18 protein-coding genes are annotated in these 21,394 nt (G+C 47.6%); 7 read left to right on the forward strand and 11 right to left on the reverse strand.

Annotated elements, in window-relative coordinates; all coding sequences use genetic code 11:
* Positions 1-35 precede the first annotated feature (35 nt).
* Complete coding sequence (locus CWC22_RS13580) at positions 36-3,029, reverse strand: EAL domain-containing protein (protein ID WP_138537589.1); 2,994 nt, start codon at positions 3,027-3,029, stop codon at positions 36-38.
* A 315-nt stretch (positions 3,030-3,344) separates the two neighbouring features.
* On the opposite strand from CWC22_RS13580, the gene CWC22_RS13585 reads away from it, so the two are divergent.
* Positions 3,345-4,499 carry a chorismate mutase gene (locus CWC22_RS13585; RefSeq protein WP_125560076.1) on the forward strand — a complete coding sequence of 385 codons (1,155 nt, stop codon included), beginning with the start codon at positions 3,345-3,347 and terminating at the stop codon, positions 4,497-4,499.
* A 262-nt stretch (positions 4,500-4,761) separates the two neighbouring features.
* On the opposite strand, the gene tyrA is transcribed toward CWC22_RS13585, so the two are convergent.
* From tyrA to CWC22_RS13615, 6 genes are all read right to left on the reverse strand, one after another.
* Positions 4,762-5,895 (reverse strand): bifunctional chorismate mutase/prephenate dehydrogenase, encoded by a 1,134-nt coding sequence (tyrA, locus tag CWC22_RS13590; RefSeq protein ID WP_138537591.1) that lies wholly within the window; start codon positions 5,893-5,895, stop codon positions 4,762-4,764.
* A gap of 161 nt (positions 5,896-6,056) precedes the next feature.
* On the reverse strand, positions 6,057-6,416 hold the full coding sequence (rplS, locus tag CWC22_RS13595; protein ID WP_125560072.1) for a 50S ribosomal protein L19: 360 nt from the start codon (positions 6,414-6,416) through the stop codon (positions 6,057-6,059).
* Between the two features lie 33 nt (positions 6,417-6,449).
* Entirely contained in the window at positions 6,450-7,214 is a 765-nt protein-coding gene (gene trmD, locus CWC22_RS13600) for a tRNA (guanosine(37)-N1)-methyltransferase TrmD (protein ID WP_010382409.1), read from the reverse strand.
* Positions 7,214-7,747, reverse strand: a complete 534-nt coding sequence (gene rimM, locus CWC22_RS13605; RefSeq protein WP_046006658.1) for a ribosome maturation factor RimM — start codon at positions 7,745-7,747, stop codon at positions 7,214-7,216. The genes trmD and rimM overlap by 1 nt, the downstream gene beginning before the upstream one ends.
* 17 nt (positions 7,748-7,764) lie before the next feature.
* Positions 7,765-8,013 carry a 30S ribosomal protein S16 gene (rpsP, locus tag CWC22_RS13610; RefSeq protein WP_010382415.1) on the reverse strand — a complete coding sequence of 83 codons (249 nt, stop codon included), beginning with the start codon at positions 8,011-8,013 and terminating at the stop codon, positions 7,765-7,767.
* A 282-nt stretch (positions 8,014-8,295) separates the two neighbouring features.
* Positions 8,296-10,386, reverse strand: coding sequence for a TonB-dependent hemoglobin/transferrin/lactoferrin family receptor (locus tag CWC22_RS13615; RefSeq protein WP_138537593.1), 2,091 nt, complete (start codon positions 10,384-10,386; stop codon positions 8,296-8,298).
* Positions 10,387-10,626: 240 nt separating this feature from the next.
* Here CWC22_RS13615 and CWC22_RS13620 point away from each other — a divergent pair, with 240 nt between their 5' ends.
* From CWC22_RS13620 to CWC22_RS13635, 4 genes are read left to right on the forward strand one after another with little or no spacing between them, the layout of a single operon-like run.
* A complete protein-coding gene (locus CWC22_RS13620) occupies positions 10,627-11,445 on the forward strand; it encodes a heme/hemin ABC transporter substrate-binding protein (protein WP_138537595.1) in 819 nt (272 codons plus the stop codon).
* On the forward strand, positions 11,442-12,488 hold the full coding sequence (locus CWC22_RS13625; protein WP_138537597.1) for a FecCD family ABC transporter permease: 1,047 nt from the start codon (positions 11,442-11,444) through the stop codon (positions 12,486-12,488). Before CWC22_RS13620 ends, CWC22_RS13625 begins: the two co-directional genes overlap by 4 nt.
* Complete coding sequence (locus tag CWC22_RS13630; protein ID WP_138537599.1) at positions 12,481-13,278, forward strand: heme ABC transporter ATP-binding protein; 798 nt, start codon at positions 12,481-12,483, stop codon at positions 13,276-13,278. The genes CWC22_RS13625 and CWC22_RS13630 overlap by 8 nt, the downstream gene beginning before the upstream one ends.
* On the forward strand, positions 13,271-14,011 hold the full coding sequence (locus tag CWC22_RS13635; RefSeq protein WP_138537601.1) for a HugZ family protein: 741 nt from the start codon (positions 13,271-13,273) through the stop codon (positions 14,009-14,011). Before CWC22_RS13630 ends, CWC22_RS13635 begins: the two co-directional genes overlap by 8 nt.
* Positions 14,012-14,234: 223 nt before the next feature.
* On the opposite strand, the gene ffh is transcribed toward CWC22_RS13635, so the two are convergent.
* Positions 14,235-15,614 carry a signal recognition particle protein gene (gene ffh / locus CWC22_RS13640; protein WP_138537603.1) on the reverse strand — a complete coding sequence of 460 codons (1,380 nt, stop codon included), beginning with the start codon at positions 15,612-15,614 and terminating at the stop codon, positions 14,235-14,237.
* Between the two features lie 162 nt (positions 15,615-15,776).
* On the opposite strand from ffh, the gene CWC22_RS13645 reads away from it, so the two are divergent.
* Both CWC22_RS13645 and CWC22_RS13650 read left to right on the forward strand, forming a co-directional pair.
* The gene (locus tag CWC22_RS13645; RefSeq protein ID WP_010382431.1) at positions 15,777-16,583 is read left to right on the forward strand and encodes a cytochrome C assembly family protein; all 807 of its coding nucleotides are present in this window, start codon (positions 15,777-15,779) and stop codon (positions 16,581-16,583) included.
* A gap of 93 nt (positions 16,584-16,676) precedes the next feature.
* The gene (locus CWC22_RS13650; protein ID WP_125560056.1) at positions 16,677-17,960 is read left to right on the forward strand and encodes an HlyC/CorC family transporter; all 1,284 of its coding nucleotides are present in this window, start codon (positions 16,677-16,679) and stop codon (positions 17,958-17,960) included.
* Positions 17,961-18,022: 62 nt separating this feature from the next.
* Here the strand turns inward: CWC22_RS13650 and CWC22_RS13655 are convergent, their stop codons facing one another.
* The 3 genes from CWC22_RS13655 to CWC22_RS13665 all read right to left on the reverse strand — a co-directional run bounded on the left by CWC22_RS13655 (position 18,023) and on the right by CWC22_RS13665 (position 21,332).
* Positions 18,023-18,631, reverse strand: a complete 609-nt coding sequence (locus CWC22_RS13655) for a hypothetical protein (protein WP_010382435.1) — start codon at positions 18,629-18,631, stop codon at positions 18,023-18,025.
* A 116-nt stretch (positions 18,632-18,747) separates the two neighbouring features.
* On the reverse strand, positions 18,748-20,325 hold the full coding sequence (gene gshA / locus CWC22_RS13660) for a glutamate--cysteine ligase (RefSeq protein ID WP_138537605.1): 1,578 nt from the start codon (positions 20,323-20,325) through the stop codon (positions 18,748-18,750).
* Between the two features lie 71 nt (positions 20,326-20,396).
* Positions 20,397-21,332 (reverse strand): NADP-dependent oxidoreductase, encoded by a 936-nt coding sequence (locus CWC22_RS13665; protein ID WP_138537606.1) that lies wholly within the window; start codon positions 21,330-21,332, stop codon positions 20,397-20,399.
* Positions 21,333-21,394 lie beyond the last annotated feature (62 nt).

Raw genomic sequence — 21,394 nt, forward strand, 5'->3', positions numbered from 1 at the left:
AAGTCCGCCCCGAGCTGACTTCGCAGACCAATCTTCTAGTGCGCCTGTTTACCCTGACCAATATCCGGATGCTGACTTTGCATTAAGATTTCATGTTCGGTCAAAGGTGCGCTGTAGTAATAACCTTGCACGATAAAACAATTGTTTCTTTGTAAAAAAGCCACTTGCTCCTGAGTTTCTACCCCTTCTGCAATCACTTTCATGCTGAGCTTTTGCGCCATCGCGATGATAGCCGCAGTGATTTCCATATCATTAGAGTCCTCAGGGATGTCCTTAACAAAGGACCGATCTACTTTGAGTACGTCAACCGGAAAGCGTTTTAAATAACTCAGTGAAGAGTAGCCAGTGCCAAAATCGTCAATGGACAAAGACACACCGAGTTTTTTCATTTCCAGGAGCTGCTCGATTGCCGCTTCAACGTCTCCCATTAGCATACTCTCCGTGAGCTCCAGGTGCAGCATCTGAGGTGACAGGCCAGTCTCTTTTAATGTCATTGCAATGTTATCAATCAGCTCAGCATCTTTAAACTGACGAGCTGACAGGTTGATTGAAATATCTGCGGTGCGGCCACTGCGGCGTAACCTGGCCGAAAACTGGCAGGCCTCACGCAATACCCAAGCGCCAAGCTCTACTATCATACCGGTTGCCTCGGCGATGGGTATAAACTTTGTCGGTGCAATGAACCCTTTTTCAGGATGATACCAGCGCACCAGTGCTTCGTAGCCGACCACTTGCTCTGTAATGCTGTCAATCTGGGGTTGGTAGCGCAAACTGAACTGTCCTTCCTTAATGGCCTGACGCAGCTCGTTTTCGATATACAAACGTTCGTTGGCCGCCGCATCCAACTCCTGCGAGTAAAAATGGAATGTATTTCGCCCTTTCGCTTTGGCCTCATACATCGCCAAATCTGCGTGTTTCAGCAACTGCTCTTCTTCTTTGCTATCAAAAGGAGCCAATGTTATGCCAATACTGGCACTGACAATCACTTCATTATTGCCAAGCCGAATTGGTTTCGCCAATGTTCGCTGAATGGTATGTGCTACGTCCATCGCATTTTCGCGACTCTCAATCCCGCTGAGCAGAACAGCAAACTCATCACCACCCAGGCGTGCAATCGTGTCTTCTGCACGCAACCTCTGTTTTAGCCTGTCCGCCACTTCAACCAGTAACCGGTCTCCAGCATCATGACCCAGCGTATCATTAATGCGCTTAAATTCGTCGAGATCAAAATAAAACAGTGCAAAGGCATAATGCCCGCGCTCAGCCAGTGCCATCGACTTACGCAGCTGCATACGGAAAAAAGTACGATTTGCCAGACCAGTCAGGGTATCAAAATAGGCCAGCTCTTCCATTTTCCGCTGGCTCTCTTTAACAAAGGAAATATCCTGAGCCGACGCCACATAGCTGGAAATACGTCCATTCTCTTCTCTGATTGGGGAAATACTCAGACTCACCCAGATCTGTTCATCAGAAACGCCTTGCAGCAGTGTATCACCACGCCAGTAGTTACGACTGCGAAGGTCAAAGTCTATGTCATCGACAATAATCGCCATCTCTTTCGAAACAATGCCGAGCAAAGGCGCACCAATGAAATGCGCTTCATTAAAGCCAGTCATCTCCAGCATTTTGGGATTGACATATTCAATCTTGAATCTGTCATTAGTAATTAACACCCCTGTGCCCGAGAACTCTACGGCCTTACCAAGTCGGTTCGCTTGCTTTTGTGCGGACTCTCTCTCCGACACACGAGTATTAAGCCCATGGATCAATTTACGGGTTTCACCGCTCATATCATTGATTGAGGCGTTTAGCATCCCCAGCTCATCATTAGCATCTGGCAATTCTGGGTGATTAAGCTGACCTTTGCCAAACGACACCAGAGTATCCACAGATTGATTAATGCGCCTGAGGATCAAATGATAGATCACCTGATGCAACAACAGAGAAACAAACAGCCCATAGATGATAAACAAACCAGAGAACTTCCACTTCAGATCATGCAATGCAAACAAAGCTGAGTCCCGTTTCTTGTAATAACCGATATACCAATCCAGCTCGGTCAGGTGAACAACGTTCGCTAAATAAGACTCCTGCTGATACCCAAATTCACTTTGCAGACTAGGTAAGTTAACGCGCAACGTATTTTCTATCATTTCCTGAAAAGCAGCAGGTAAAGCAGCTTTGTCTGCCAGTCGATTATTATGTGCAATGATGCCCATATTGGGTGCAGATAACACCCGCCCCTGCTTATCAAACACAATGTATGCAGACTCTTCAGTGACTTTCGGGAGTCGCCTCAGTAATACATCGAGCTCCAAGTCACTCCCCGTAAACCCTCGATAAACGTCGTCAACATACAATGGCACTAGCACACTCACGACCCACTTACTCCAGACTTCGTCATAATGGCTCCCAGACCAAAGTGCCTGACGAGTGGGGTTAAGCTCTTCGCGCAACAGTGGCAACGCATGAATACTGAAATGACTGTTTCCTTTGCCGTCTACTAGCAGAGAATTTGGTGGTGAAATCCGCACAAAGTCATCAGTGGTATGAAGATAAAAGTTGAAAAAGTCTTGCAATAGCAAAGGTGACAAAGAGTTCCAGACGAACTCTGATTCGGTAAGTAATGCCTGAGTCTTTTCGTTCAAGTTTTTGGCTGGTAAGTAGGCCGCAGAAATACCGTTAGCCGCAATACTATTGATGCGCTCATCGTGTCGATTTATTTGCACCTGCTGTTCTGATGAAGTTTGTCCGGCTTGCTCTGAAAACAAGGATCTGCTGACCACCATATTGGCTTGCTGAGCCAGCTTTTTCTTTAGTGTCAGAAACTCAGAGAAGTGCATCAGGGTTTGTTCACTTTGCACTCTCAACTCATGAAATTCTTCATAAACAAGCTGCTTTTCTTCGGTTTTCAACATTAGAGCAGCAGCAATTGCCCCGGCAATCAAACAAACAGCGGCAGTTAACACCGGAAGTTTGACACTGAGCGAGTTAAAACCAAAGCGAGACACAGGTCGTCGATAGCCCACGATAAACCTTTTAGCTAGTTATAGTTTTTTCATGATAAGTGCGCAGAATATACCAGATCATGAGTACCCTCGCCAAACACTTTGCCAGATATGTCTCAATTCGGGCTTGTATAATTAAAATGATCTGTGCTAATAATAGCGTTAATTAAATTAAGCACCAAAATTTAGACAGATTTATGACTTTAACAACACGCAACTATTTTTTCTTTTTTAGCTTCTTTAGGTGAAGAGGCTTAACTGTTTGCGTGTAAAGTTCAGATAGCTAAGCCTCCCACACTGGGAGGCTTTTTTTTGGCAAAATGGGAGTGAGGACCTATGACACAAGATACTTTGGATGCTCTGCGTAAAGACATCAACGAAATTGACTCTGAGCTGCTTATTCTGCTGGCAAAACGCCGCAGACTAAGCCATAGCGTATTGGAATATAAGATAACCAATAACAAACCGATCCGCGACGAAGCCCGTGAGCTTGCGCTACTTGAAAAGCTCATCAACTATGGTAAATCTCTTGGTCTGGACCCTTTTTATATTAATAATGTTTTTCAGGTTATCCTGGAAGATTCAGTATTAAACCAGCAAGCGATGCTACAAAAGAGCCTGAACCCAGAGTCGTTGAGCGATACACATAAAGTAGCTTATCTCGGCGGACAAGGATCATACAGCCAGCTTGCCTGTCATAAATATTTTAGCCGTCGTCCAGGTACCCTGATCGAACTGGGATGCCAGACATTTTTAGATATCACTCAGTCTGTAGAAAAAGGTCAGGCTGATTACGGTATTTTACCCATTGAAAACACTAGCTCTGGCAGTATCAATGAGGTCTTTGATTTGCTCCAGCACGCTCAGGTTTCCATTATTGGTGAGGTGACGCACAGTGTGGAACATTGTTTACTGGCGCAAGAAGGCACAACGCTCAAAGACATCAACAAGATCTTTGCTCATCACCAACCCTTCGCGCAATGTAGTCGCTTCCTGGAAGGGCTTGGCGACCTGACACAAGAAGCGTGCGATTCCACGTCCAGTGCGCTAAAACTGGCAGCCGATACACCGAATAGTGCAGCCATTGGCTCAGCACAGGCCGGGAAAGGATTTGGCTTGGAAGTGCTCAAAACAGGCCTCGCGAACCAGGCTGAAAATCATAGCCGTTTTATTGTCGTTGCACGCCAGCCACTGCAAGTATCGACACAGATCCCGACCAAAACCAGCCTGATCATGGCAACCAAACAAAAAGTCGGCTCGCTAGCCGATGCCCTGATGGTTTTCAAAGAGCACAACATTAATATGACTAAACTGGAATCACGTCCGGTACCAGGTAACCCCTGGGAGGAAGTCTTTTACGTTGACCTGCAGGCCAATGTCGCCGATAAACTGGTTCAAAGTGCTCTGGAGTCGCTAAAAGAGCATACTCAGTTCGTGCGCATTCTCGGCTGCTATCAAAGCGAATCTTTGCAGGCTGTTGAAGTTGTATAATACCAATTTGCTTAATTAAGTATGCTATTTTGAGGCGAGAAAAAAGGGGCGATAACATCGCTCCCGCGTCCTGCTATCGCTGAGGCACCTACGTCCATTATAGGCAAGGCGAAAATTTGCGAACTCATACCTTAGTAAAGGTTCTAAATGAGACATTTTTAACGCTGTTAGCGCCCTATTTGCTCCTTTAAATAGACCTGGTATTAAGTGAAATAAGTATAGGTATTCAGAGCGAGGTCTGCCTCGCTCTGATATGAGGCAATTATGAAATGACCTTGGCGTCGTTGGCCTTATTGAGCAAACCACGGCTTTGGCGCAAAAAGGTTTGGGCACTGTCCGAGAAATAACCCTTCGCTTCTTCAAAAGCGGCCATTAAGGCGGCTTTGTCCCCAGCCTGCAACCTGGTTAGGGTTTGCTCAAACGTATCCTGATAGCTCGCAAGCAACCCTTCGACCTCATCAAATTGGGCCAGCATAATATCGGTATAGAGTTCCCCTGATTGCGCGAACAAGCGCCCGACCATCATGAGTTCTAACTGGTAAATTGGTGATGAGCAGCTTCTCAGTTCTTCCAGGGTATGGCATTGCCGGGCCAAAAACTGACCATATACAAAAGTAGTCAGGTGGCGCATAACCTGAATAATCTGCATTGCCTGATCGTGTTTTTTAGCAGCCATATTGGCCAAATGACAGCCCCAGATCTGTAATTGTTCAAGCAGTCCCTGGTAAACTTCATTCCCACGCCCGTCGCACACCACAACAGTTTGTTTAACCCAGTGTGAAATATCTGGTCCAAACATCGGGTGTAATCCGACCACAGGTCCGGGATGCTTTTTCATCATTGCCTGTAGCGGGGCTTGTTTAACCGATGTAATGTCAGCGAGTATACACTCATCAGGCAGTGCTGGCAGGTCCTGGATCACTTGCTCCAAGGCATTGATGGGGACACTCAACAATACCAATCTAGCGTCTGCAAGGATGCTTGCTTGATCGGCCTGCTGTGCCTTATCAAGCACCCGTACTTCGTACCCAGAGCGTTGCAACTGGCGAGCAAAAAGTTGGCCCATAGCACCTGCGCCACCAACAATCACCACAGGGGATAATTGCGGCGCTGCACATGCCAATTCACTTTGCTGATTTTCATAAGCCTCACGCATCATACGGCGCAAAATGTCTTCAACCAGATCCGGGTTTACCCCTTTGCGCTCAGCCTGTGCTCGCCGTGCCTCAATCAGGCTTGCTTCCCGTTGCGGTACATGCAGTGGTGCCCCGGAGGCTTGTTTAATTTTCCCTACCTGTTCAGTGAGCTCACGCCGCTGCGCGAGCAGGTCAACTAACGCGCTGTCACACGCGTCAATTTTTTCCCTGAGCAAGGATAGTTCAGATGTTTGACTCATTCCCATACCGTAAACTATTATTTACTTCAGTAAACTAAAAGATACAGCCAGTCTAACAGGAAGCAGGATGATTAGAAAGCAGATTGGAATTATAGGATACAAAAACCAAAACGGGCCACTCAAAGAGTGGCCCGTTTTTAAGCATTGGTAAATGCGACGTATTAGTTAAGTTTTTCTTTAATACGTGCAGACTTACCAGAACGCTCACGCAGATAGTAAAGTTTCGCGCGGCGAACTGCACCACGACGCTTCACTGCAATGCTGCTGACAAGAGGGCTGTGCGTTTGGAATACACGCTCTACACCTTCACCGTTCGAGATTTTACGAACTGTGAATGCAGAGTGAAGACCACGATTACGCTTAGCGATTACAACACCTTCAAAGGCCTGTAGACGCTCTTTGTCACCTTCTTTAACGCGTACCTGAACAACAACTGTGTCACCAGCGCCGAACGCAGGTACGTCTTTTTTAAGCTGCTCTTCTTCAAGCGCTTTAATAATATTTTGGTTTACTTTTGCCATTTTATTTCTCACATTCCTAGGAGTAACTGTCTTCTAGCCACAAGCTTCATGTTCTTGCTGAAATTCAGCAAGCAAACGTACTTGCTCCTCAGTCAGAGCTAGGTTACGCAACAAGTCTGGACGGCGTAACCAAGTTCTACCCAGTGACTGCTTTAAGCGCCACTCGGCTATCGCTTGGTGGTTTCCACTGAGTAATACAGCAGGCACCTGTTTTCCATCCAACGTTTCTGGCCGAGTATAGTGTGGACAATCTAATAAGCCGTCTGAAAACGAATCTTGTTCTGCAGACTGGTTGTGTCCCAGCACACCTGGCACCAATCGCGCAACTGCGTCGATCAATGTCATGGCAGGCAGTTCACCCCCACTTAATATAAAATCCCCGATGGACCATTCTTCGTCGACATACGACTCGATGATCCGCTCGTCTATACCTTCGTAGCGACCAGCGACTAAAATCAACTTTTCGGATTGAGCCAGCTCGGCCGCACCTTGTTGATCTAACTTCCGCCCTTGTGGAGACATATAAATTACTTTAGCGCCCTCCCCCGCCGCCTGTTTGGCGTCAAGGATCGCTTGCTTGAGAGGCTCGACCATCATCAACATCCCCGGACCACCACCATAAGGTCGATCATCAACGGTTCTGTGTTTATCTAGCGCATAGTCTCTCGGGTTCCAGCAGTGAAAGTCGATCAAACCGTTTTTTACGGCCCGACCGGTTACACCTTGCTGAGTTACCGCGTCAAACATTTCAGGAAAGAGTGAGATCACCCCAACCCATAGTTTTTGCTGTTCACTCATTAAAATGCCGGATCCCAGTCTACAGTAATTTCTCGTTCTTCGTGCTTAACCTCAATCACAACAGAATCTGTCAGGAATGGGATTAAGCGCTCAGACTGACCAAATGCATCTTTTTTGTTTGCTTTCACAACCAAAACGTCATTTGACCCTGTCTCCATCAAGTCATCAACATGACCCAGGTTATACCCTTTTGTCGTAACGACTGTCATACCGATGAGATCTCGCCAATAAAACTCCCCTTCTGGTAATTCGGGAAGCTGCTCTACATCTACCGAGATTTCTGCATTGGTCAATGCCATTGCTTCGTCTCTGTCGTTGATGTTCGCAAACTTAGCGATAAAGCCCTTGCTGTGTCGACGCCAGTCGCTCACTTCAAGGGTTTGCCATTTACCTTGTTGACCTATCAACCATGGGCTGAAATCGAAGATCCCTTGGGGATCATCAGTAAATGAATGCACCTTAAGCCAACCTTTGATGCCATAAGGAGCACCAAGTTTACCAACAACGATTGTCGAGGTTTTTTCTTGACTCATGGTTACACTTACGCCTATTAAGCCGCTTTACGAGCGTCTTTAACCAGTTTAGCTACGCGATCAGAAAGACCAGCGCCTTGACCTACCCAGTGATCAACACGGGCAAGGTCTAGACGAAGTTTTTCTTCTTGACCAGCAGCGATTGGGTTAAAGAAACCTACTTTCTCGATGAAACGACCGTCACGCGAGAAACGGCTATCCGCAACCACGATTTGATAGAATGGACGCTTTTTAGCGCCGCCACGTTGCAAACGAATAGTTACCATACCGTCCTCTACATAGATTGACTGTTTTCATTAATAAGATTTGCTTCCCACTTTGGGAAGCTGGGGAATTGTACGTCTTTTTTCACGCATTGCAAGTGTGAAATCCATTTTATTACCAAATGATGAAGACGCAGTGCAATTGGCTGGAACTAATGCGTTGGTGAGGATGTATTTATAGCGCTAACCTCACTACTTAAACCAGCATGAGACTGCAAGCCCGACATATAGAAGGGTTTTAAACACAAAGACCCTTCTATATAGTGTTAAGATGTCAGAAGCGTATCAGAAGGTCACTTTCACTTTAGCCGCCAGATATCGCCCTGGCATGGTGTACTGAGACAAGTCCGTGTCCAAGGCACTGCCCGCGACACGCTCGTACTGCACATATTCTTTGTCCAGCAAGTTAAACACGCCCATATTCACTTTCCAGTTGTGCCATTGATAATCAGCGAACACGTCAACGGTAGCCCAGCCAGCCGTTTTAATTTTAGTATCGGAAGGCACTTTGTCCATGTTACTGGCAGCGCGCAGCGCGGTGGTCACCGACCAGTTGTCAGAGTCATAACGCGCTTTCACAAATCCATTAAGGGGACTCAAAGACTCTATATACTCATCGGTTTGTGCGTTTTTCCCATGCAGATAAGTCAGGCCACTGTCTAAGGCAATCTGCTCATCCAGCCACAGAGTCATATTCGCTTCTATCCCTTTGATTTTAACTTCCTCAATATTTTGATACTGGAATACCTGCTTACTGACATTTGGAATAAAGGTGGGCTCAGTGCGGATCAGCTGATTGGCAATAAAATCATCGAAAGTCGAGTGAAATACAGCCACTGAAAACTGGCTGTTATCAAAGTGCCCTCTTAGGCCGAGCTCCAGGCTATCACTATATTCTGGATCCAGGTCTGAATTAGGCATGATTTGATAAAATGGCTCAACGCCGTGACTCTGATAAGCCTGGTCATGTGGTGGGATCTTAAACCCTCTCGCATATTGACCGACCAGATTCAGATTCTCAGTGATGCTGTACACAGCCCCAAGCTTAGGTGAAAACGCAGTTTCATTGATTTTTTCAAAGGCGCCTTCTGTGTATAGCGCATTGTCTTTTGGCGTCATCCGGTAGCTATCGAGACGCAGCCCGGCATTCACCGTCAGCTTATCGGGGATCACCGCCACATTGTCCTGCACAAATATCCCCAGCAGCGTAGTATCTGCACCTGGAAAAGCTTTTTGCGCTTCGCGATCTTTCACCAGGTCACCTTGCAGCGTGCGCCGTGATTTATAACGAGGGCGCTGCGTTTCATAACGATCAACATCGAAGCCATACACCAGCTGATGCTGCACATTGCTCAGGTTAAGCTGCTTGTCGAGTACCAGGCGGGTGCCAATAATGGTTTGCTCAAACCGGTAGTCATTATTATCCACATACGGTCCGGCGCGATCTGCACCTGTGCGAACTTGATCACTTGTTTGTTCATAATCACTAAGGTAAACCTGCGCTTCAAGATTATCGAACAGCTTAGTTGCTGCACTGCTTTTATACAGCGCCGACACCGCCAGACTATCATTAATCTCAGCCGTTTCATTGCGCTGTACTGCCAGCACCTGATCGGTTTTCTGTTTATAGTAGTCCAGCGTGATCAATAAACTGGACTGTGTATCCAACGCGAGCTCACCTTTGAGCACCGCAGCAGTCGCAGTGTAGTCGGAGTTCGGAAGAGATTCGTCATAGTTATGTGTCTGCTCGCCCTCACGGCGGGTTAGTTGGGCTGATATCGCATGTTCACCCAAACGTGTTGCGAATACACCATTGAGACTCTGCTCGTCACTGGCACCATGAAAGCCAGCGCTCAGGTGCGCATAACGGGTGCTGCCTGCCAGGTAGTCAGTGGGCGACTTAGTGGATATGACGACAATGCCACCCAGTGCGTCGGAGCCATATAATGAAGAGGCAGCCCCTTTGGCGATTTCAATTTGTCTGACACCTTCTACATCCAGATAGCCACGCCCAATCAACAGCCCCTGCCCCCCTTGGTATGCATCATTGAGACGACGGCCATCTTTAATATACACGACCCGGTTACCGCCAATCCCACGTACAGTAATCGCCTGCGCATTGCCCGCACTGCCTTGCGTGCTCATGCCTGTCTGGTAGCGAAGCGCTGTTGCCAGGTCAATACTGGCTTCCTGTTCCATGGCCTGCTCTGTCACCACGCTGACACTGCCTGTCACATCCGATAGCTTTTGCGCGATCCGCGAACCACTAACGACAATAACCTCAGCGGACTTTTCAAATTCATCGGCCTTTGCATCGGTTGTACCAAGAAGCGCCGCCACTATACCAAGCGCAATACTGCTGTGCTTTAGAGTCATAGAAACCTCATTCAGAGAATTGATCAGAACTATTTTGCTGTGCACTATAATGTCCCTATAACCCAATTGCAAATGATAATGGTTTTCATTTTTATATTTATATAGATTTAATTTGATTCATTCAGTAGAATCAACCCCTCGTGGGGGAGCGACCTCTTTATCAGTGCTCGCCCTGGCATTAAGAAAGTGTGACTTAGGCGTTACTTTCGCTTAATACCATTGAACTTAACGGGATAAATAATGCGTAAACTTGTATTCTTAATCTTAATACTGACAATCAGTCAGCCACTGCTTGCTACGCAACGGATCGTCGTCGCTGGCGGTTCATTGACAGACATCGTATTTGCTCTGGGTGCCGGAGAAAATGTCGTAGCTGTTGACACCTCCAGCACGTCACCAGTTGATGCAACTAAATTACCTAAAGTTGGTTATTACCGGGATCTGGCCGCTGAGGGCGTGCTGTCACAGCACCCCGGACTGATCCTGGCATTGGAAGGCAGTGGCCGACCCGAAGTATTAACACAGTTACGCAGCACCGGGGTACAGCTGAACCTGTATGACAAACCGAAAACTATCAGCGAACTGTTCAACCTGATAGGTCAGCTTGGCCGAGATCTGAACCGCCAAAGTCAGGCACAACGGCTGATCACCGGCCTCAAAAAAACCTTACCAGTCAAAGCACCAGCCACATCACTCAGTGCCCTGTTTATCCTGTCTGCCGGCGATCGGGGTGTGACCGTGGCAGGCCCAGAAACAGTACCCGACCTCTTATTTGGCTATACAGGGATACGTAACCTGGCAACAGCACCCGGATATAAGCCCTTTAATCGCGAAGCGATGCTGGTCAGCGCCCCTGATTTTCTGGTTGCACCCAGTCATGTTGTCTACAGCCTCGGTGGACCCGAACAATTTTGTCAGCAAAGTGCGCTGGCCTTGTTACCGGCCGCACAGCAATGCAAACTGCTGGTCATGGACTCACTGATGTCGATGGGAATGACGACTCGCCTGCCTGAGGCGATTGCACAACTTGCGACATATCGTGAAAACTCAGCGCTATGAGTCAGACTTTTGCGATTTTAACTGCGCGTCATCACGCTGTCTGGCTGTGGTTATGCGGCGCCACACTCATTGCACTGGCCTGGCTGTCTCTCAGTAGTGGACCGGTTGGCTGGGACTGGCGCATCCCGCTGGCGGTCTTCCTCCCTGACTCGGCGATACAAGGGATCAGTGAATTACACATGACCGTCGTTACCCAAATCCGTCTGCCAAGGTTACTGCTGGCGTTGCTGGTAGGATGTGTCCTGGCCTGTAGTGGTGCAGCCAGTCAGGCGTTATGCCGCAATCCCCTGGCAGATCCGAGTTTGATGGGAGTCACCGGCGGTGCGGCTGTTGCAGCCATAGCAGTCATTGCACTGTCACCCAAGGTTGCTTTTATCGACGAAACAATGGTCGCACCGGCTGCCTTTCTGGGCGCCCTGGCTATCACTTCTTTGTTGTATCGTATAGCCAGTCATAATGGTCAGATCCAGATCACAGTATTACTGCTTGCCGGGGTGGCAATCAATGCCGTGGCCATGGCCCTGATAGGATTGTTCAGTTTTTTTGCCGATGACACGTCTTTGCGCCTGATGACATACTGGCAGATGGGTGCTCTGGCGGGAGCAAGCTGGTCTGCCATGCAATATGGTGCTCCCCTCATCCTTATTTGCGTCGTGATGCTATTCATGCGACGCAAGCAGATCAATGCCCTGATGCTGGGAGAACGGGATGCAAGGCACCTGGGTGTTAATGTCCGTCGGTTAAAAAACGAGGTGATTTTTCTGGTTGCGCTGGGCGTTGGTGGCGCCGTTGCCATGTCCGGCATGATTGGCTTTATTGGTTTGCTGGTACCTCACCTGGCACGCCTGCTGGTCGGCCCAGATCTGCGGCGTATGCTGCCTTTGAGCATGTTACTGGGCTGCGTAGTATTACTCATCGCAGACTGGCTGGCACGCCTGGTTGTTGCACCTTCAGAGCTGCCGATTGGTGTGATCACCGCCTTGTTTGGCAGTCCGTTTTTTGTCTATTTACTGATACAACAAAAGCGAGGTAGCCATGCTTGAATGTCGTAATCTGACTGTCACCCGTGCTGGCAAACTGGTACTAACAGACTTGTCGCTAACACTTGAAGCTGGCCAGTTCATCGTGCTATTGGGTGAGAATGGTGCCGGAAAATCGACTTTGCTCAGTGCAATTTGTGATGATATCCCCTACCAGGGTGCGATCTTATGGCATGGCGAACCACTCAACAAACGCGACGCATTCACACTGGCCACAGAACGCGCCGTGTTATTGCAGCATAACCGGGTCAATTTTGCTTTTAATACCACCGAGCTTATCGCCATGGGCCGCTACCCTTATCAAGAAAGCACAGCTGAACAGGCTCGAGTCGTTGATGAACTCATCACACAACTGGCACTAGAAGAGCTCGCCGGACGCGACGTTACCCAATTGTCCGGTGGCGAATTTCAACGTACCCAATTTGCCCGCTGTCTGGCGCAACTGAATGCACATGACCCGGCCACCCGTAACAAGCTGATGCTGCTGGATGAGCCCACTTCCGCACTCGATTTACACCATCAACACCGGGTGCTGAGTACCGCCCAACGCTTTGCCCAGCAGGGCAATACCGTGATTGCGGTATTGCATGATTTAAACCTGGCTTCGTTGTATGCTGACCGGATACTCTTGTTAGATCAAGGCCAGATCCGCAGTGACGGCACACCACAAGACGTACTCAGGCTGGATGTATTACAACCCATTTACCAAACAGGCATGCAGATTAACCTGCATCCCGGATATAATATACCTATGATATTCTCAGAACCGCTAACAGGAGCTCCCAATGCGTGAACAAGCTGTTTTTGAAGCGCGCCAGCTACTCAGACATTCTACCGTCTGTGTCATGTCGACACTCTCTAAAAATCTGGCGGGCTACCCGTTTGGCTCGGTCACACCGTTTATGAGTGACGATGAGGGTCGGCTGGTTTTTTACATCGCAGGCATTGCACAGCACTCGCGCAACCTGACGGAAGACAGCAGAGTTTGCGCGACAATTTTTGATGCTGCACAAAGTGGCGATCAAAATGAACATGCCCGTGTCACTATTGTCGGCGACGCCGCCCCGGTACCGGATGAGGAAGCAGCCGATCTACTACTGCGCTATGAGCGTCACTTTCCTGAAGCCATCAGCTACCGGCAAGCACATGACTTCAAATTATGGCGTATGGAAATTAAACGCGTGCGCTATATCGCAGGCTTTGGGCAGATTTTCTGGTTAGAAGCAGACGAATGGACACAGCCAGCTGCGAATTGGGATCTGGCTAGTGAAGCACATATGGTCAAGCATATGAATGACGACCATCAGGATGCCAATCAGTTGATCCTCAAGTTGGTGCATAATGTTAATGCCGCAGAGGTGACTATGACGACGATCCTCAATGAAGGCTGCTATTTCAGAGCCAATGACAAGCCTTATTACGTCCCCTTCGAAGCACGCTGTGAAGACGCTACGGCGGTGCGTAAAGCGCTGGTGCGCCTTACCAAAGCCGCCCGCGCACAATTTGATGAAGCCTTAGAAAGCTAATACCAATTTGCTTAATTAAGTGGTCTATTTTGAGGCGAGAAAATAGGGTCGATAACAAGGCAAAAATTTTGCTATTTAGTTGTTCTAAATGAAAAATTTTTAACGCTGTTAGCGTCCTATTTGCTTCTTCAAATAGACCAAGTATTAAGTGAAATTGGTATAAGCATTAAAAAAGGACAGAGTGATTTGAATCAGTCTGTCCTTTTCTCAGTTTGAGTCTGAATTAAAACTTCGGACCGCCGCCACCGAACATGCCTGGTGGCATCATGCCTTTCATATTCTTCATCATTTTCATCATGCCGCCCTTACCCTTCATCTTTTTCATCATTTTCTGCATCTGGGTAAACTGCTTAAGCAACTTGTTGATATCCTGAACCTGAGTACCTGAACCAGCCGCAATCCGCTTCTTACGTGAACCTTTGATGACTTCCGGGCGTGCACGCTCATGTGGTGTCATAGAATTAATAATCGCTTCCATCTGATTAAAGGTCTTGTCATTCACCTGACCCTTCACGGCGTCTGGTAAGTTAGACATACCAGGTAGTTTATCCAGCATCGACATCATACCACCCATGTTTTTCATCTGGCGCAGTTGCTCAGCAAAATCTTCGAGCGTGAAGCCATCGCCTTTAAAGACTTTCTCAGCAACTTTAGCTGCTTTGTCTTTATCAACCTTAGATTCAACTTCTTCAATCAAAGACAGCACATCGCCCATGCCTAGAATACGTGACGCAACACGATCCGGGTGGAATGGCTCCAGCGCATCCGTACGTTCACCCACACCAATGAACTTAATGGGTTTGCCAGTGATATGACGAATCGACAAAGCCGCACCGCCGCGCGCATCACCATCTGTCTTAGTCAGGATCACACCTGTCAGTGGCAAAGCTTCGTCGAATGCCTTTGCTGTATTTGCGGCATCCTGACCCGTCATGGAGTCCACGACAAACAGGGTTTCGATAGGAGAGATAGCTGCGTGAAGATCTTTGATCTCACCCATCATCTCATTGTCGACGTGCAAACGACCAGCGGTATCCACCAGCACCACGTCAATGAATTTTTTCTTTGCATGTGAAATAGCGTTGGTCGCGATGTCCACCGGCTTTTGTGAAATATCACTGGGGAAAAATTCAACCTCTACTTCCTGGGCCAGCGTTTCAAGCTGCTTGATTGCCGCAGGGCGGTATACGTCAGCACTGACTACCAGTACAGATTTTTTCTTGCGCTCTTTTAAAAACTTAGCCAGTTTACCCACACTGGTTGTTTTACCCGCACCCTGCAGGCCAGCCATCATGACGACTGCAGGCGGCTGCGCAGCCAGGTTAAGCTCCTCGTTGGCCTCACCCATGGCTTTTTCGAGTTCTTCACGAACGATCTTGATGAAAACCTGGCCTGGGCTAAGGCTCTTAGTCACTTCAACACCAACCGCACGTTCTTTAACCTGCTTCACAAAGTCTCTGACCACAGGCAAAGCTACGTCCGCTTCAAGCAGTGCCATACGCACTTCACGGAGCGTTTCTTTAATATTATCTTCGGTTAGTCGGCCACGGCCGCTGATGTTTTTAAGCGTTTTTCCTAAGCGTTCTTGGAGGTTCTCAAACATTTATCGCTTCCAGTATGTCGTAATTGCCCAGCATTATACTGATATGCGCGTCACTAATACAGTATTCAAGTCAGTTAAGAAACTTTTTCCCTGCCCCTATGCAAGAACCCGAGCTTAAAATACAATAGCCTACAAAAGGAGCATGTAAGTAGAAAGCCATTCATGTTGATCATCAGTTTATCGTTGTTTGCCAGTCTGTTTTATGTACTTGCCACAGGGCATGTATTGTCGCGCCTATTTCATAAAGAAGGCCCTAGCCAAAAGCTGACCATTATCTTCAGCACAGTGGCGATCCTCAGCCACATGCTGGTACTGGTAAACTCCGTGTTTACGCAGGATGGACAAGACCTCAGTACCATCAATGTTGCTCTGCTCACCTGCTGGGTCATTGTGGTATCAGTAACGACTGTCTCCTTAAAGTTCCCAGCCACTTTATTACTGCCCGTTGTCTATGGGTTCGCGGCGATACTCCTCGTTGCCAGTTTGTTTGTGCCCCACCACATTGTAATGAAGTCACTGGAAGTCGACATTGGCTTGGTGGTTCATATTTCTCTGTCACTTCTGGCATATTGTGTACTCATCATCGCCACGCTATACGCTGTGCAGTTTTATTTCATTGACCGTCGCCTGAAAGAAAAGGATTTGGCTATCATGCACAGCCACCTGCCACCATTAATGCAGGTTGAATCGCAACTTTATCAGCTGCTTACTGTTGGTACTGCACTGTTAACCCTGGCGCTGTTATCTGGCTTTGTGTTCCTTGAAGGCATGTTTGCTAAAGAGTTTTTACACAAAACCGTACTGTCACTCATCGCCTGGTGTATGTTCAGTGCTGTCACCATTGGCCATCATCAGTTTGGCTGGCGGGGTAAATCGGTGGTGTTCGCAGTATTAGGCGCCTCCGGTATCGTTACGTTGGCCTATTTCGGCAGCCGATTTGTTCAAGAAGTGATCTTAGGTAAGTTTTAATCTAAGTTTTAACTTAAGTTCATGCTTTTTGACTTGACTCTGAATTCTGGCTAACGCTTAATACTCCTTCGTAAGCAAAAAAGGGATCCTCTGTTGGACGACATATCAACCAGCGCCTTGTTTATTATTCTTGGCGTGCTTGTTCTGCTCTCGGGTTATTTTTCCAGTTCGGAAACCGGGATCATGTCTATTAACCGCTACCGACTGCGCCATTTGGTAAAAGAAAAACACAAGTCGGCACAGCGCGTAGACGAACTTCTGAAGCGCCCAGACCGCTTAATTGGTCTGATCCTGATCGGTAATAACCTTGTTAACATCGCTGCTTCTGCGGTTGCCACTGTATTGGGTATGCGCCTGCTGGGCGACGCTGGTATTGTTGTTGCCACCTTTGCATTGACTCTGGTTATCTTGATCTTCGCTGAAGTCACGCCTAAAACGCTGGCAGCGCTATACCCAGAGAAAATCGCATTCCCAAGCTCTGTGATTCTGAAAATTCTGCTAAAAATACTCTTCCCTGTGGTTGTTACAGTGAACTGGATCACCAATGGTATGTTAAAGCTCATTGGCGTATCGCCGGAACAAATAGAAGAACATAGTCTGAGTAAAGAAGAACTCAAAACAGTATTAAATGAGTCCGGTGCCATGTTGCCAACCAATCACCAGGACATGATGACTTCTATTCTGGACTTAGATCACGTTACGGTTGAAGACATTATGATCCCACGCAGTGAGATCAATGCCATCGACATCAATGACGACTGGAAAGACATTTCTAAACAGCTGACCAATGCGCAACACACTCGGGTGCTGCTATATCGGGACCAAATTGATGATGCTGTTGGCTTTATTCACTCACGTGATGCATTACGCTTGTTGACCAAAGAGCAGTTTGATAAACCGTCGCTGTTGCGTGCTGTACGAGAAATCTACTACATCCCGGAAAGTACCTCACTGAATACTCAACTTTTGAAGTTTCAGCAAAATAAAGAGCGTATCGGTCTGGTGGTTGACGAGTACGGTGACATTCAGGGCCTGGTGACACTGGAAGACATCCTCGAAGAGGTTGTGGGTGACTTTACCACAACTAAAACACCTGCCCCAAGTGACGAAGTCGATGTACAGAACGATGGCTCGGTCGTGGTTGACGGTGGTGCCAATGTGCGTGACCTCAATAAAGAAATGCACTGGCATTTGCCAACAGAGGGGCCTAAAACACTCAGCGGTCTGATTGTTGAACACCTTGAAGATATTCCTCAGACTCAGCTTGGTCTGAAGATAGCAGGCTACCCAATGGAAGTGGTCGAAATTAAGGAAAACATGATCAAGGTGGTCAAGGTTTATCCCCAAAAGAAAAGTAAATCTGTCATCGCTGAATAATAAAAAAAGCCGCAATAGCGGCTTTTTTTATGTCCTATTTTTGATTACTAGGAAAACGCATGTTAAGAAAACAAACGTTCAAACCAGTTCTTATCTAAGTCTGCTTCGCAGCGCTTGAGCTGAGCGCCATACCGCGAAGCCCGATGCTTCACTTTATTCGCCACTTGCATCAGCCACTTTTTCTTTTTGTAAGTGCCACGACGATAACCGCCCCACCCTTCATGATAGTTGAGATACTGTGCATAAGCGTCCCACTTGGAAACGCCATTAATTTTATGCGTTTTATAAACAAACCAGCCCATGAAGTCGATGGCGTCCTCAAAGTCGTCGCGATCTGCACCTGAGTTGCCGGTTTCACGAATATAGTCGCTCCAGGTGAGTGTTTTTGCTTGAGAATAGCCATAAGCACTGCTGGCACGACCGATGGGGATCACCCATAGAAAGTATTCCATTGGCGGTGCAGCATCATGTCTGAAGGAGCTTTCCTGATACATCATGCTCATCAACACATGTTTGGGCGATCCCCACTTTTCTTGTGCGTCTTTTGCATCAAAATACCAGTCGTCTTTTTCCTCAAAAATCTTACAAATATCATTCGGCTGCTTCGGAGGTGCCGTCGCACAGCCGGTTAGTGCAGCCAACAAAGGTAATAAAATTATTTTTTTTCTCATTTTTTTATGAACTCGTTGAACTTTTCTAAATTGTGCCGGTCTTACTCTCTGAATGCAGCAGTTTAGCATTGTTTCATCCCTGAAATTTATTTACGCAGCCTCTCGGCTGCGTTTTTTTATGCCCTAGAAAAATAATCCCGCAAAAACGCATTAAACGACACGCTATCGGCGGTAACTACGTCTTGTTCATCTAAAAATGACTGCGTACTCATGGTATCCAGCTTCTCAGCCCCAAAAGTCTGATAGTCATCCGCTGCATGGCTATGCTTGTATCGCTTTGCCAGCGACAACGCAAGTTCACCGCTGTCCTGATCCTGCTCAACCAGACTCGCAATAATACGGCCTGAGAACGTCAGCTCTGGCTGGGCTACCCAGGTATGCAACTTAGCAATCACCGGGGCATAGCGCTGTGAACCATGCGCTTCATCCATTAAAGCGGCCACTGCGCTCAATTGTGCAAAAATATCCTCACCCCATTGCTGTAGCGAGCATGCTTCACCATTTCGCTGTAACATGACCTGCGGATTTCGCCCTTCATTAATCACTTGTTGTAAGTTTGCGTCACAAGTTTGCTGCTCGTCCCAGCTCAACTCAGGAGAATCTTGAAGTAAACAGTAACTGAGGAAGACATCCAGGAATAGGATCTGGTCAAGGTCTATGCCCGTTTCGCTGAATGGATTCACATCCAGCGCTCGGATCTCAACGTATTCGATCCCCCCGCGGCTTAATGCCTGAGTTGGCGTTTCACCGGAGCGGCCGTTACGTTTTGGTCGGATAGGTGAGTAGAATTCGTTCTCAATCTGCAGAATATTCTTATTAAGCTGTTTAGGCGTTTCATGCTGATAATCCGGGATATGATCATATAAATCTGAGCGACAACGGATCGCTTTTTGCAGACCGGTAATATACTCGTCCAGACTATTATAAGTAACACGCAGCGAGGACTGCGCACTGTTGGTGTAGCCCAAATCGCCGAGCCTCAGCGCCGTGCCGTGTTCCAGATACAATGTACCTTGTCCCAACTCCTTGAAAGGCAATTGGCTGTTTTTCCCTTGCAAAAACGAGCTGCATAAAGCTGGTGACGCGCCAAATAAATAGCTAATAAGCCATAACTCACGCTTAAAATTACGGATCAGGCCGAGGTATTGGGCCGATATGAAATCCTGCAAAGAACCTGAATCACCTTCTAACTGTTGCAAACTCTGCCATAAGCTATCCGGAAAGGAAATATTGAAATGCACACCCGCAATGGCCTGCATCATACTTCCGTAACGATTTTTAAGACCTTCCCGGTATAGAGTTTTCATTCGGCCAATATTAGACTGGCCAAACTGAGCCAATACGATGTCGTCTTCTTGTTTGATGTAGCATGGCATGCTCATTGGCCATAACAGTTCATCGCCCATATGGCTTAGGGTATACTTTTGCAGATCTTTTAACTGAGCGAGTGTTTCTTCGGGAGATTCACTCACCGGCGTTATGAATTCTAATAAAGACTCGGAAAAATCAGTTGTGATTGCACCATGGGTCAAAGCATGACCAGCGCCCTTTGGGTGGGGTGTCTTTGCTATCTCTCCGGATGACTTAATTCTCAGCGCTTCCCGTTCAATCCCGCGCTTAATACCACGCAAAGACTTCAGATGTGCCGGTGTCGCAAGCGCTTTTAACTTGCCTTGTAAATTTAATTTGTTCAAAAACTAATACCTCGAAGCCCGGTGCTCAGTAATACACAATGCTACTGTCAATTGGGGCAAATTACGAATACTCAAGCGGTGATGATCACTTTGCCACAATGAATACCCTGTTCCACGTACTCATGTGCCTGCTGAATGTCGTGTAATTCAAAACTCTGATCAACCACCACCTTTATCTGGCCAGCTTGTTCTGCATCATACAACCGGGTCAGTTGCGCCTGATCTGCTTCAACCAGTATTCCGCGCCCTGAAACCTGTTGCGCCCGGGCAGTTTCTAGTACCTGATCTTTGGTGACTGTTGGCACAGTGACTAATTCAGAGCCCACCTGCAGGTTTTTAGTCATACGCTGGCCAAACTCTCCCCCTACCAGATCTATCAGGATCCCTTTTCGGGGCTGTGCCAAATAATCCGTAGGCGTGATAGCATGTATATCCAACGCTGCAAACAGCGCATGCTCAATACGACGGCTCACCGCAATAGCCTCGAAGCCGCGCAACTTGGCGACTTGCAACACAAGATGACCAACACCGCCTGTTGCAGCATTGACATACACAGGCCGGCCGTCAGGTTCGAATTCGGCCAGAGCCTGCCATGCAGTCAGCCCTGCCAAACACAGACCGGCCAAACTCGCATCCGCTTTCTGATTAACCTTAATTAACTCGCTGGCTTTGGCATAAGTATAGGTTGCATAACAACCAGGGTGTGCGGCGAAGCCAACCATACCTATTACCCGATCACCGGGGTGCAAGTCGGTCACATCGTCGCCAACCTGCACAACTTCACCCAGCACATCGTAGCCTAAGGGTAAGAAGGCGTCGGCGGGTTTTCCGGCTGCTACATAGCCCAGACCACTGCGTGTTTTGATATCGATAGGATTAACAGACGTTGAAATAACTTTGATTAGCACCTGCTGATTATCAGGTGATGTCAGCGGCAGCTCCTGAGCGCACAGTTCAGTGCTGCCACCAAATTGAAAGATGCCATACTGGCGAAAGTACTTTTCCATGGAAAATGCAGGTTTAGGTGCTGGTAAGATACTCTAACATATAGCAGGAAAAGCCCCAACCT

The sequence above is a fragment of the Pseudoalteromonas rubra genome, from assembly GCF_005886805.2.
GTDB classification, from domain to species: domain Bacteria; phylum Pseudomonadota; class Gammaproteobacteria; order Enterobacterales; family Alteromonadaceae; genus Pseudoalteromonas; species Pseudoalteromonas rubra_D.

Bases quoted from the DNA above. Each gene is read 5' to 3' on its own strand.
- CWC22_RS13585 (WP_125560076.1), top strand. From the start codon at position 3,345: ATGACACAAGATACTTTGGATGCTCTGCGTAAAGACATCAACGAAATT.
- tyrA (WP_138537591.1), bottom strand. From the start codon at position 5,895: ATGAGTCAAACATCTGAACTATCCTTGCTCAGGGAAAAAATTGACGCG.
- rplS (WP_125560072.1), bottom strand. From the start codon at position 6,416: ATGGCAAAAGTAAACCAAAATATTATTAAAGCGCTTGAAGAAGAGCAG.
- trmD (WP_010382409.1), bottom strand. From the start codon at position 7,214: ATGAGTGAACAGCAAAAACTATGGGTTGGGGTGATCTCACTCTTTCCT.
- rimM (WP_046006658.1), bottom strand. From the start codon at position 7,747: ATGAGTCAAGAAAAAACCTCGACAATCGTTGTTGGTAAACTTGGTGCT.
- rpsP (WP_010382415.1), bottom strand. From the start codon at position 8,013: ATGGTAACTATTCGTTTGCAACGTGGCGGCGCTAAAAAGCGTCCATTC.
- CWC22_RS13615 (WP_138537593.1), bottom strand. From the start codon at position 10,386: ATGACTCTAAAGCACAGCAGTATTGCGCTTGGTATAGTGGCGGCGCTT.
- CWC22_RS13620 (WP_138537595.1), top strand. From the start codon at position 10,627: ATGCGTAAACTTGTATTCTTAATCTTAATACTGACAATCAGTCAGCCA.
- CWC22_RS13625 (WP_138537597.1), top strand. From the start codon at position 11,442: ATGAGTCAGACTTTTGCGATTTTAACTGCGCGTCATCACGCTGTCTGG.
- CWC22_RS13630 (WP_138537599.1), top strand. From the start codon at position 12,481: ATGCTTGAATGTCGTAATCTGACTGTCACCCGTGCTGGCAAACTGGTA.
- CWC22_RS13635 (WP_138537601.1), top strand. From the start codon at position 13,271: ATGCGTGAACAAGCTGTTTTTGAAGCGCGCCAGCTACTCAGACATTCT.
- ffh (WP_138537603.1), bottom strand. From the start codon at position 15,614: ATGTTTGAGAACCTCCAAGAACGCTTAGGAAAAACGCTTAAAAACATC.
- CWC22_RS13645 (WP_010382431.1), top strand. From the start codon at position 15,777: ATGTTGATCATCAGTTTATCGTTGTTTGCCAGTCTGTTTTATGTACTT.
- CWC22_RS13655 (WP_010382435.1), bottom strand. From the start codon at position 18,631: ATGAGAAAAAAAATAATTTTATTACCTTTGTTGGCTGCACTAACCGGC.
- CWC22_RS13665 (WP_138537606.1), bottom strand. From the start codon at position 21,332: ATGGAAAAGTACTTTCGCCAGTATGGCATCTTTCAATTTGGTGGCAGC.